Annotated in this window: 9 protein-coding genes; 6 read left to right on the top strand and 3 right to left on the bottom strand. The window is 63.4% G+C overall.

The window, feature by feature from the left end; genetic code table 11:
• The first annotated feature begins 150 nt into the window (after nucleotides 1-150).
• Nucleotides 151-1824: a dihydroxy-acid dehydratase gene (gene ilvD / locus NA29_RS17930; protein WP_039400121.1), complete on the top strand. Its 1674-nt coding sequence runs from the start codon at nucleotides 151-153 to the stop codon at nucleotides 1822-1824.
• 230 nt (nucleotides 1825-2054) lie between these two features.
• Nucleotides 2055-2441, top strand: coding sequence for a c-type cytochrome (locus NA29_RS17935; protein ID WP_224786886.1), 387 nt, complete (start codon nucleotides 2055-2057; stop codon nucleotides 2439-2441).
• A 37-nt stretch (nucleotides 2442-2478) separates the two neighbouring features.
• On the opposite strand, the gene NA29_RS17940 is transcribed toward NA29_RS17935, so the two are convergent.
• From NA29_RS17940 to NA29_RS17950, 3 genes are read right to left on the bottom strand one after another with little or no spacing between them, the layout of a single operon-like run.
• Nucleotides 2479-2856 carry a DUF2486 family protein gene (locus NA29_RS17940; RefSeq protein ID WP_157744783.1) on the bottom strand — a complete coding sequence of 126 codons (378 nt, stop codon included), beginning with the start codon at nucleotides 2854-2856 and terminating at the stop codon, nucleotides 2479-2481.
• Between the two features lie 2 nt (nucleotides 2857-2858).
• The gene (locus NA29_RS17945) at nucleotides 2859-3275 is read right to left on the bottom strand and encodes a DNA polymerase III subunit chi (protein WP_039400124.1); all 417 of its coding nucleotides are present in this window, start codon (nucleotides 3273-3275) and stop codon (nucleotides 2859-2861) included.
• A complete protein-coding gene (locus NA29_RS17950; protein ID WP_039400126.1) occupies nucleotides 3272-4783 on the bottom strand; it encodes a leucyl aminopeptidase in 1512 nt (503 codons plus the stop codon). The genes NA29_RS17945 and NA29_RS17950 overlap by 4 nt, the downstream gene beginning before the upstream one ends.
• 90 nt (nucleotides 4784-4873) lie before the next feature.
• Between NA29_RS17950 and lptF the strand changes: the two genes are divergently transcribed.
• The 4 genes from lptF (at nucleotide 4874) to NA29_RS17970 (ending at nucleotide 12280) form a co-directional block, all read left to right on the top strand.
• Entirely contained in the window at nucleotides 4874-6001 is a 1128-nt protein-coding gene (gene lptF / locus NA29_RS17955) for an LPS export ABC transporter permease LptF (protein ID WP_039400129.1), read from the top strand.
• Nucleotides 6001-7140: an LPS export ABC transporter permease LptG gene (lptG, locus tag NA29_RS17960; RefSeq protein WP_039400132.1), complete on the top strand. Its 1140-nt coding sequence runs from the start codon at nucleotides 6001-6003 to the stop codon at nucleotides 7138-7140. Before lptF ends, lptG begins: the two co-directional genes overlap by 1 nt.
• Nucleotides 7141-7151: 11 nt before the next feature.
• Nucleotides 7152-7532, top strand: a complete 381-nt coding sequence (locus NA29_RS17965; protein ID WP_039400134.1) for a sirohydrochlorin chelatase — start codon at nucleotides 7152-7154, stop codon at nucleotides 7530-7532.
• A 242-nt stretch (nucleotides 7533-7774) separates the two neighbouring features.
• Nucleotides 7775-12280 (top strand): dermonecrotic toxin domain-containing protein, encoded by a 4506-nt coding sequence (locus tag NA29_RS17970; RefSeq protein ID WP_150777551.1) that lies wholly within the window; start codon nucleotides 7775-7777, stop codon nucleotides 12278-12280.
• The last annotated feature ends 183 nt before the right edge of the window (nucleotides 12281-12463 follow it).

Here is a 12463-nt window from a genome sequence, read left to right on the forward strand (position 1 = left end):
CCGCTCACGCGCAGTAGCACAGCAACATCGCATCAAGTGGCGTTCCGTACCTAACGGGATGCCATCGTCAGCACAGCGTGATACAACAACGCCTATGTGCGACGCTGCGACGGCTCGTGGCGTGGCGCATCCCCTCAGGAGAGAGACGTCATGGCATTCAACCGTCGTTCGCGCAATGTCACGCAAGGCGTGGCACGCTCGCCTAACCGCTCGATGTACTACGCGCTGGGCTACAAGGAAGAAGACTTCGACAATCCGATGATCGGCGTGGCCAACGGCCATTCGACGATCACCCCGTGCAACGCGGGGTTGCAGCGTCTGACGGACGCTGCAGTGGAAGCGATCAAAACCCATCAGGCCAACCCCCAGACCTTCGGCACCCCCACCATCTCCGACGGCATGTCGATGGGCACCGAGGGCATGAAGTATTCGCTCGTCTCGCGTGAAGTCATCGCCGATTGTATCGAGACAGCCGTGCAGGGCCAGTGGATGGACGGCGTGGTCGTCATCGGCGGCTGCGACAAGAACATGCCGGGCGGCATGATCGCGCTCGCACGCATCAATGTGCCCGGCATTTACGTCTATGGCGGCACGATCAAGCCGGGCAACTGGAAGGGCAAGGATCTCACCATCGTCTCCTCGTTCGAAGCCGTGGGCGAATTCACCGCCGGGCGCATGACCGAGGCCGATTTCAAGGGCATCGAAAAGAACGCATGTCCGACGACCGGCTCCTGTGGCGGCATGTACACCGCCAATACGATGAGCTCGTCGTTCGAAGCGCTGGGTATGTCGTTGCTCTACTCCTCGACGATGGCCAACCCCGATCAGGAGAAGGTCGACTCGGCCGCTGAATCGGCACGGGTTCTGATCGAAGCGGTCAAGCAAGACCTCAAGCCGCGCGACATCATCACGCGCAAATCCATCGAGAATGCCGTTGCGCTGATCATGGCCACGGGCGGCTCGACCAACGCCGTGCTGCACTATCTGGCGATTGCCCACGCCGCGGATGTCGAGTGGAGCATCGAGGACTTCGAACGCATTCGTGCACGCGTGCCGGTCATCTGCGATTTGAAGCCGTCGGGCAAGTACGTGGCAACCGATCTGCACAAAGCCGGCGGCATTCCGCAAGTCCTCAAGATTCTGCTCGACGCCGGCCTGCTGCACGGCGACTGCATGACGATCACCGGCCGCACTATTGCGGAAGAACTGAAGGACGTGCCGTCGGTGCCGCGCGCCGATCAGCATGTGATCTTCCCCGTCGATCAGGCACTTTACAAAGAGGGGCACCTCGCCATCCTCAAGGGCAATCTGGCCGAAGACGGCGCCGTCGCCAAGATCACCGGCCTGAAGAACCCGGTAATCACCGGCCCGGCGCGCGTGTTCGACGACGAACAGAGCGCCATGGAGGCGATACTGAGCGACAAGATTCAGGCGGGCGACATTCTGGTGCTGCGCTATCTCGGACCGAAGGGCGGACCGGGGATGCCGGAGATGCTGGCACCGACTTCGGCGATCATCGGCAAGGGGCTCGGCGAGTCGGTCGGCTTCATCACCGACGGCCGGTTCTCGGGCGGCACCTGGGGCATGGTGGTCGGACACGTGGCACCGGAGGCGTTCGTGGGCGGCACCATCGCGCTCGTGCAGGAAGGCGATTCGATCACCATCGACGCACACAAACTGCTCCTCCAGTTGAACGTGACCGACGAAGAACTCGCCAAGCGCCGCGCCGTGTGGAAAGCCCCTGCCCCGCGCTACACACGCGGTGTGCTCGCCAAGTACGCCGCGCTGGCACAACCGGCGAACAAGGGCGGTGCGACGGGCTGATCCGCAGGGATTGCGCGTCGCAGTTGCGACGAAGCACATCGGCCTGAAGCAACGGCACGTTCCGCTACATGGCGGGCGTGCCGTTTTTCATGCGTCGTCGTGCCGCGCAGGATGGCGCGATTGCCGCCGTATAATGGCGCGTCGATGCATCTGCCCAAAGTCGTCGCCCACAGACGTCCCTGGCATGCAGCCTCGCATCGGATTCCGTCAACACGGTCGGGGAGTATCGAATGAAGGGATTTGCCGGCGCTCGCGCCGGGACGATGATGAGCTTGTGGCTGATGGCCGCCGCTACCGCCTATGCACAGTCAGGCGCGAGCGCTGCACCGCAGTCCGATGTGCCCGACCACCGCGCCATGGAGAAACTGGCCAGGGCACGGAACTGTATGACGTGTCACGCCACCGACCGCACGCTGCTCGCGCCGTCCTATCGCGACATCGCAAAACGTTATGCCGGGCAACCCGGTGCCACGGACGAACTGACGCGCTCCATCGCGGACGGGAGTCAGGGGAAGTGGGGCAAAATTCCGATGCCCGCGGGCTTGCAACTCGCGCCGGGCGAGGCGAACGATCTCGCACGCTGGATTCTCGGGATGACGCCGGGGTATCGCCCCTGATCGAAACGCAGGCCTCCCGCGTCACCCGTCTATTCGATCATCCCTGCGAGCGCACCTGCTTCGCCACCTCTTCGATGACGGCCTGCCGGATACGATCCGGCAGTTGCGCCTGCAAGGCGTCCGCCACCTGTTTGCCGATCAGTTGCACCAGCCAGGACGTCTGATCGATCAGCGCGTCGTGACAGCGCCGCTCCACCATCGTCGTGATCTCGTCGGCCAGTTGCAGCGTGAGCCGCGCGCTCACACGCTCGGCAAACACCGCGACATCGGCCGGGACGCCCTGCTCCGCCACCGGCGCGGCAGCCAACGCGTCGCCCGCAGCGCCTGCAGCGCCCGAAGGCACCGTTTCACCCTCAGCAAGCACTTCGGTCAGCGTGGGAATGCCGGGGTCGTTGCGCTCGGGCTCGTTCGTCACGGTCAACCTCGCTGGTCGTAGTTGTTCAGGGTGTAGCCACGATCACGGTAGAAGCGATAGCGCTCGCGCGCACCGGACAGGTCGTCGGGCGTGTCGCCGATGATTTCCACCACCCGTTCGAAGCGCGCGAAGTGCGTAGGCACGCGATTCGCCAGATTGAGCATGACCTGATGATGCTGCGCTTGCTCGTCAGGTCCGGCCAGCACGACCGGCGTCTGGGCCGCGACGGGGTCGGCCGTGAAGCAATGCGGGACGAACTCCAGCGGCGAGAACGTCCACAAGGTCTGATCGAACGCCCGCAGCACGTCGGGCTCACCGACGACCACGAGCGTCTGCCCGGCCCCGTAGACCTTGCGCGCGAACCGGCACGCGTATTCGAGCCGGTCCGCCACGTGCGTGTGAAAGTCGACGCGGGTCACCGGGCTTCGCGATCGAGCAGGAACTGCGTGAGCAACGGCACCGGACGGCCCGTCGCCCCCTTCGCCGCGCCGCTCTTCCAGGCCGTACCGGCGATGTCCAGGTGCGCCCACTCGTACTTTTCAGTGAAGCGCGCCAGGAAGCAGGCCGCCGTCACGCTACCGGCCGGACGCCCGCCGATGTTCGCCACGTCGGCGAAGTTCGACTTGAGCTGCTCCTGATATTCGTCTTCGACCGGCAGACGCCAGGCCGTGTCGCCCGTCGTGCGGCCAGCGGCCAGCAGTTCGTCGGCGAGCGCGTCGCTCTTCGAGAAGAGGCCCGAATTCACATGGCCCAGCGCAATGATGCAGGCGCCCGTGAGCGTGGCGACGTCGATCACCGCCGCCGGGTTGAAGCGTTCCGCGTAGGTGAGTGCATCGCACAGAATCAGACGGCCTTCGGCGTCGGTATTGAGCACTTCGATGGTCTGACCGGACATGCTGGTGACCACGTCGCCCGGCTTCGTCGCCTGACCGCTCGGCATATTCTCCGTGGCGGGCACGATGGCGATGACGTTGAGCTTGAGGCCCATCTCGGCGACCGCGCGGATCGTACCGAGCACGGAACCCGCGCCACACATGTCGTACTTCATCTCGTCCATGCTCTCACCCGGCTTGAGCGAGATGCCACCCGTGTCGAACGTCACGCCCTTGCCGACCAGAACGATCGGGGCCTGCTTGGCGCTACCGCCTTCATATTTAAGGACGATGAACTGCGGCGGTTCGACCGAACCACGGGCGACCGACAGGAACGACCCCATCTTGAGCGCCTCGATCTGCTTCGGTCCGAGGATTTCCGACTTGAGCTTGAACTCGCGCGCGAGCTTGCGGGCGGTATCGGCCAAATACGTCGGCGTGCACACATTGCCCGGCAGATTGCCGAGGTCCTTGGTGAGCGCCATGCCGTTGGCGATGGCCTCGCCTTGCTTGGCGGCCAGCTTGGCGGCCTTCAGATCGTCCGGGGCGACCGAGAACACAACCTTGCGCAGCACGGTGTTGGCGGCTTCGACCTTGCTCTTCATGCGCGTGAAGCGATAGGTCGCCTCGCGCAGGGCGAGCACCGAGGCGCGCACGGCCCAGGCGGTATCCTGACCCACGACCTTGGCCTGCGGCAACGTCCAGAGGGCGTCCGTGGCGCGCGAGGCGAGCACGGCACGCACGGCGGCACGCGTGGCTTCGTTGAAACCTTTCTGCGAGAGCTGGTCTTCGCGGCCCAGACCGACGAACAGCACACGCGCCGGGCTCCAGCCGGCGACTTCGTGCAGCATCAGCGTGCTGCCGAGCTTGCCGTCGATTTCGGCACGCTTGACCATGCGGGCGAGCAAACCTTTGCTCGCGGCGTCGAGCGCCTTGGCCAGCCCTGCGAGCGGCTGCTGCTCGAACACGCCAACCACCAGACATTCGGTCTTTGCATTGGCGAGACCGGCTTGGCCCGCCTTGGTCGAATCGAAGGCTTTTGTGCTAAAGTCCATCGCGCTTTCCTCGGGTAAAATTCGTACGAGCCGCAATTATCCGCTTTTTTCCGCGCTCGCCCAACCGCGAGAGCACCCAACCGTCATCACATGATTTTTCAGCGTTCCCTGCAGCGCGAGCTGAACTACACCGCCGGGGCCGTCTTCATGGTGCTGATCACCGTCATGCTAACGACGATGATGATCCGCATCCTGGGCTTCGCCGCGTCCGGGAAAGCCGATCCGCGCGACGTTCTCGTGCTTATCGGTCTGGCCGTCATCGGCTACCTCGCCGTCATTCTGATCGTGACGCTCTTCGTCTCGATCCTGTTCGTCCTGACCCGGTGGTACCGCGACTCCGAAATGGTCGTGTGGTTTGCTTCCGGATTGTCCATCACCGACTTCATCAAGCCGGTGCTGCGCTTTGCCACGCCCTATCTGGCCGTCATCACCTTCTGCGCGCTGGTTGCCTGGCCCTGGGCAAACCAGCAGATCTCTGCGCTCGAAGCCCGCTTCGCCCAGCGCGACGATGTCTCCATGATCTCGCCGGGCCAGTTCCGCGAGAGCGCAGCGAGCCATCGCGTGTTCTTCGTCGAGACGGTCTCGCCGGACGCCACCAAAGTCCACAACGTCTTCGTCTCGGGCACGGAAAACGGCAAGGTGAACGTCGTGGTGTCGAAAGACGGTCACATCGAGACGGCCAAGGACGGCAATCGCTACATCGTGCTGGAAAAGGGCCGTCGCTACGACGGCGTGCCCGGTCAGCCCGACTACCGCGTGATGGAGTTCGAGCGCTACGGCGTGAAGATCGACAACCCGGCAAGCGCGAGCACCGACAACACGCCGACCAAGGGCGTGCCGACCGCGCGCCTGTTCCGTGAAATCCAGAATCCGATCTTCCGTGGCGAAATCGTCTGGCGCGTGGGTTTGCCGTTGCTCGCACTGGCGCTCGTGCTGCTCGCCGTGCCGCTGGCCTATCAGAACCCGCGTCACGGGCGCACCGTCAACCTCGTCATGGCCGTGCTGATCTATCTGGGCTATACCAACCTGCTGAGCCTGTCGCAGGCGTGGGTCGCGCAGGAACGTCTGCCGCTGGCCATCGGCGTGTGGCTGCTGCATGTCCTGGCATTGGGTGTCATCGTGCTGCTTTACGTGCGACGCGTGCGTTTTCGCGGGCTGTTGGGCCGACGCCGTAACAACGGCGCCAGCGCAGTGCGTGCATCGGGAGGGGCTCGCTGATGCGCGTCTATGAGAAATATTTCGCGCGCCAGATCTATCTGGCGTTCCTGTTCGTGCTGCTCGCGTTCGTCGGCCTGTTCGTCTTCTTCGATCTGGTGAGCGAACTGGGCGACGTGGGCCGGGGCGGCTATCGCTTCCAGCACGCGCTGGCCTACGTGCTGCTGTTCGCGCCGCAGCGCATGTACGAAATCATTCCGGTCGCGTCGCTGATCGCGGCCATTTACGTGTGCGCCCAACTGGCCGGGAACTCGGAGTTCACGATCTTCCGTGTCTCGGGTCTGTCCACGGGACAGGCGCTGCGCTCGCTGCTGAAGATCGGTTTCCCGATTGTGCTGATCACGTTCGTCATCGGCGAGTACATCGCCCCGAGCGCCGAACAGCTTGCGCAGAAGATCCGCCTCGAAGCCCTCGGCAGTTCGGTCTCGGCAGGCTTTCGATCTGGCGTATGGGTGAAGGACACCGTCGATCAGGACGGCAACCGCGTCACCCGCTTCATCAACGTCGGCACGCTCAACCCGGATAACACCATTGCCGACGTTCGCATCTACGAGTTCGACGCGAAGCTGCACCTCGACAGCGTACGGCTGGCCAAGCTCGGAGAGTTCGCGGCTCCCAACTTCTGGAAGCTCACGGACGTGTCGGAAACGGTCTTTAGCGCCGTCGGCGACACCCCGGGCGACAACGATCCGTTGCGTGCGCTGGTGCAGAGCAAGCAGGTGCACATCGACTCGGTGCAGATGCGCTCGGAACTCACCCCGCAAATTCTGTCCGTGCTGATGGTCTCGCCCGACAACATGGCGATCGGCAGCCTGTACAAGTACATCGGCCACCTGAAGGAAAACCAGCAGAACACCGACCGCTACAACCTCGCGCTCTGGCAAAAGCTGCTGTATCCGTTCGCCGTCTTCGTGATGATGGCCCTGGCCCTGCCGTTCGCCTATCTGCACGCCCGCGCCGGGGCCATCGGCCTGAAAGTGTTCGGCGGCATCATGCTCGGCATGAGCTTCCAGTTGCTCAACAATCTGTTCTCGCATCTGGGCCTGCTCAACACCTGGCCGGCGTGGTTCACGGCGGCGTTACCGTCCCTGCTCTATCTGGTGCTCGCCATCGGGGCGTTGCGCTGGGTGGACAAGCACTGAGGACGTAATCGATGTACGGCAAACCCGGTGTCGTTCTCTTTGCTCACGGCTCGCGCGACCCGCGCTGGGCCGAACCGTTCGAGCGTCTGCGCGACAAGTTGGTCGCGCAGCGCCCGGACGCCAGCGTCCGGCTCGCGTTTCTCGAGTTGATGACGCCGAACCTGGCCGACGCCGTCGCCGATCTCGTCTCGCAAGGCTGTCAGGATGTCACCGTCGTTCCGGTGTTTCTGGGCCAGGGCGGTCACGTCCGGCGCGATCTCCCGGTGCTCGCCGACGCCTGTCGCAGCGCGCACCCCGGTGTCGCTTTACGTCTGAGCGCCGCCGTGGGCGAAGACGATGCGGTGCTTCAGGCACTCGCCGCGTACTGCGCCAACGAAGTGCCGCACGCCTGAGCGTCAGCCTCGCCTTCCCCCCGCCTCACCTCCCCCGCACGCCGTTCCGGCTGCTTCCGACTTCGGGGCTTTGAACGCAATCTGCAAGCCGTTGCAGGCGCTGTGCCGCCAAACTGATGTCTCGTGACTGGTGCGCCGCGTCAATCTGATTTCAGTCTCATTTCGATCTCACCCTAAGCTTTCACGCCTGGCGCCGGTTCCCTATCACTGCACGGTAGTCCCTATTCGACGGGAGTCCTGGCATGTATTCAAGAGCCGCCGACACATCGGGCGCATCGGTTGTCCTTCCCTGTCGGGACCACGCGATAGTCGGCGCTGCGCATGCCAACGTCCTGAGAAGCGTCACCCACTTCGACAGTCTGGCGACCGGCGCCCGGACAATTCTCGACGAATCCCCGGAGGCACAACCGGCGCTCGGTTTTATGCTCCGGCTTGCGCAAGAAGCTGTCTGCCGGGCCGATCTGGCGGCACTGACGGACGGCCTCCTCGACCGCTTTGCGCACGCGTTCGACACGCGTCCGTGGCTCACGACCTACCTGCTGGACACGTTGCCGGGTCGACTTGCACGGCGCGCCCCGTGGGAAAGTGTCGAAGACGTCTGCCATTCGCTCCTCGGTGCGCCTGCCTTACGCGACCTCGAACGGTCGGTGGCGCGCTCGGAGGGTGACGGGGCATTACCTGAGACGTGTCGTTACGGCAGTGCATGGCACCGACACTTTTGCCAGTGGCGTCAGTCGATTGTCGACGCATGGCAGGACTTCCTGTTACTCGGCAGCGGCGCGCGTGCGCCGGACGACAGCGTTCGGATGACGCTCACCTCGCCACCACCCGCCGGCGTGCTCACATTGGATTTCGGCTGCGCCGGGGCAACCGGATACGCGTTGGGAATTCTCTATGCCTCGTCGGTTTGCCATGCCATCTGTCCCGACTTGCCGCCCTCGCTACCCTTTCAGCGCCGATATCGTTCGCCGACGCTCGATATCGACGTTGCACACCCGGCAGCGAGGACATGCGCGTTTGAACCCAACGTTTGCGTCGCGCAACCGCCGCAGCCAATCCTCAGTCGGTTGGAAGACATCGTCGGCAAGGTCGAACACTTCGTCATGGAGACGGCCGTCCCCGTCATCGGGCATCTTCCCTACGCGCTTGATCGGCTCCTGTTCCCGCCTCCGCTGATGTTCCCGACGGCCGCTGCCGACTTGCCCGCGACGTCCGTACCGAATCGAGTGAGAAGCGCGGCACTCACGCCGCCATCGGCGTTCCCCGCCATGTCGGCCTCCCCCGAATTGGAACGCCTGATCAACACAGCGCAATTCTGGCGACATCGCACAGCGACACACCACGCGCTTTACGACGTATTTTCTCCGTTGTTGATGTTTTCACCCTCGCCAAGCGAAGCAGAATTGCTGCGCAGGCAACTTGCCAACGTCACGGAGTTCGTCGGCTTCGAGCTGAATGACCTTCGGCTAAGACGCCACGCACCGGCGGATCACTGGCGAATCAAGCAGGTGACATATTGGTCGCTCCATGACGGCGCCGAGCGCGTTCGCGATCGCCGACTGAACATCGGGCAGCCGCCTGAGGGGGTGAGTTTCGACATCAGCCCGCAGACCCGCCCGGGTGCGGTGTACGAATCTCCCACAGTCATGACGGCAGACCGGTTCGAGCGCATCGTTGCACTTTGGGACTCGGCATGCCGCGCACGGGCCGCCCGGACATGGCAACCACCTGCCGATTTCGAAACGATCGCGACGTCTCACCTCACTAACGTCACAGTCACCACGCTTGCCCTCAGCGATCTGGCGCTGACCTACATCAACGGGCAGATCTCGAACGAGGCGTTTTATCTCGCGCACGCGGCGCTCTCCAACACAACGCTCTCGAAAGATCCGTCGGCGCCGACATTTCTGGCGCGCCGACTCGAATTGACGATTCGCAGGGACGGTCGGGAATACGTCGCCGCCCCCGCCGGGACGTGCGTGATCGGCAAGCCGTCCGAAAACGACATCACATTGCTGTACCTCCAGGGCGACGCACCGGCATGGCGCGCTTACTCGTCGCATAAGGCCTTTATCGACGCTATCGACAGCGACACGCTGGCGTTGCGCACCACGCTCAGCGAAAGACTGCCGATGCCGTTGCGCGAACAGGCGGCGAAAGGCGTAGCACGGGTGACGTTGCGCGAAACGAAAATCGAACAGCCACTTCAGATCGCAACCCAGGCGACCCTCGACACCATCAAAGCAGACGGTGCACTCCAGGCCATAAGCCCTGACACCGCGCCCCGCATTGCGCAATACGACAAATGGTTGTCCGGGGCGAGCTCGGACGGCATGGAACAGGGACTGCACACATTTCGACACGACTGTCACCAAGCCGGTATCGCGCTACCGGGCCGTCCGATCGACATCACGCTCGACGATGTCAGGAGAATTGCGCGTTTGGAGGCATTGCGATTCAACCTGTCGATGGCCGTCCCGCAGATGAAGCGGATCACGCGGCGCCATCTTATGGACCGACTCGGGCGAGCAGGCTTCCAGCCCGACGATCCCGATCAGATCTACGTCAAACTGGCCCATCGCGAAGCCGTGCCCCTCACCGATGCTGTATTGCGCTCGACTTCGTTCGACGCGCTCTGGTGGGAATTGCCACTGCTCGTGCGCGATGCCGGAGGACGATACAGAACGATCGTCCCGCTGAACTCGCCGCAGGCTTCGCCGACCATGGCGAGCGACGTGATCGACAACACACTGACAGAAGGTCTGCACCGCTCGTTCAACGACGCCGCCGCCCAGTTCTGGGAGACATCGCGCGCCAACGTGCGCAAGGTGCTCAAGTCGGAGTTCATTGCGCAGGTGTGGCTATTGCGTGCGCTGCGCAAGATGCCCGTCGATCAGGTACATATCGCAGCGCGAGTCGCGGGGCCGATTGAACTCGCTCGTCTCGATGGCGATGAACTTGCACATGAGATCGTCGACCCGAAAGTCGAGCGGGAATGGCTGAGCATCAACGGCATGACGACGAGCCTGATGCGAGTCTCCATCGCCGGTCGCTCTCCATGCCTGCTGATCGCGCCCTTCGAAGAGGGCTTGCGTGTCTACGGCTTCGACGATCGCGGTCGAATGGCGTCCTGGGTTCGCGAGCAATTGCGCAACGAGACCTCGCGTGCGCGCTTCGTTGGCACGTTCGTCGGTCAACGCCCGGTCTCCTCCTCATGGCATGAGAAGGTCGAGCTCGGCGCGCAGCGCGTGAGCGATGCGCGGTCCGTCGACACGTTCACCGTCGTGGCGTCGGCCTACGAGGCGCGCCAACAACAAGCCAACGCAACACCCGGCGCCCCCCCTACCCCACACCCCTTGTTAGCCTTCATGGACACGTTCTCGAAAGTCGATATCGCTTTCGGTCTGGGTACGTGGTTTCTCCCGTTTGCTCGCCCGGCAAGCACGGTCTACTCCATGACGGACGCCGGTTTCGGCCTCATCGGCATCGGTGTCGGCGCAGTCCTCCACGACAAGGACCTTTTCTGGCAGGGGTGGCAGTGCATTTTGTCTGCGATCGGTGCACAGGGTCTGTCCGCCGCGAATTTCAGGGCCAAGCTGCTGATCACCGGAGACCAGCGCTACAAGTACTTCGTCTCGGACGCACCGGTCGCGGCGCAAGCGACGATTGCCGGACTGCATCGGGTGGGCGACAGATTCTATGCCGCCATCGACACGGAGACCCGGGCCTATGTCGGGTTCGATGAGGCAACGGGCTTCTTCCGCATGACGCGGGGTGCATCGTCGGACGTCGAGGATGCAGATGCTCCACTGATGCGCATGTCTGCGTCGGGGAAATGGCACCTCGTCTCGCCATCCGAATCTGCCGCGCCTGTTCTCGACGATCCGCATACCGCCTGGCGGATCGACCAGGCGTTTCGCTCGCGCTACGCCAGGTTGCGCGACGCCCGCACCGCGGACTTCGACATCGCCCGTCGCTCGGTGACTGTCGTGGACACGTCGAAGACCACCATGCCGTTGTCGTGGCAATTGCGCTTGCTCAAGCTCGACTTTCTGAACCCTGCGCAGTCCAACCCCGAGGTGCTGGGCAGGCTCGCCGGGCGCATCGCCTATTTGCAAAACGCCGTGGACGCGGCAGAGACGGTCGCGCTTAGCCCAATGGCCGAGGACGCACGTCGCCTGGGTGCCACCTACCTCGGCGTCACACAAAGTCCCCGCATGTACGTGGGACATGTTCGCATGGGCCTGCTACGCGCCTGTGCGCTCGTTCCCTACCGATATTCGATCGAGTCGATGGTGATGCTGTTCAATCAGCAGGCACGACTGGTTCCGGAGATGTCGGCGTGGCTGGTGGCTGATCTGAGCCAATTGGGACGACTCGAAATCCAATATCTGGATCCGCCACCGACGGGCCCAGACGTCTGGACGCTCGACACCGTCTTTGCGGAGCAGCAGGACACCTCACGTGCTTTCGAAGTGAGGGCGGACGCACGAACGCTATTGCTGGGCCGCCATATTGGCCGTGGAGGTGTCGCCGCCTACTACTTTTTCGATCCGGCGAGTGCCATCGTGATACACCCCGATCCTGCCGTGGTGCTTGGCCTGATGCGCGACCACCTGAGCGCCATCTTCGAAGGTGTCACGCCTGCCGTCTCCCTCCGGGAAATCGATCTGGAATGGCTGGCCGACGTTCGCGTAGTCCGCCCATTCACCGGCCCCGTTCCCATCCGCATCGCACTTCACATTTGAGGGGTGCATTTTCATAGGAGTCGCTTGCATGTTGTCCACAGCATTGACTGTCCCGACGTCCGCCAATATGTGCAGCCCCATCGATCAACTGCCGCCGCACCCAATGTGTCCGATGCGCACGGAAATGTCGCAGGATTTCTCAGCACTTCAACAAACCGTGAGCAGCGCACTGCAACCTTGGGA

The sequence above is a fragment of the Pandoraea sputorum genome, from assembly GCF_000814845.2.
Taxonomy (GTDB): domain Bacteria; phylum Pseudomonadota; class Gammaproteobacteria; order Burkholderiales; family Burkholderiaceae; genus Pandoraea; species Pandoraea sputorum.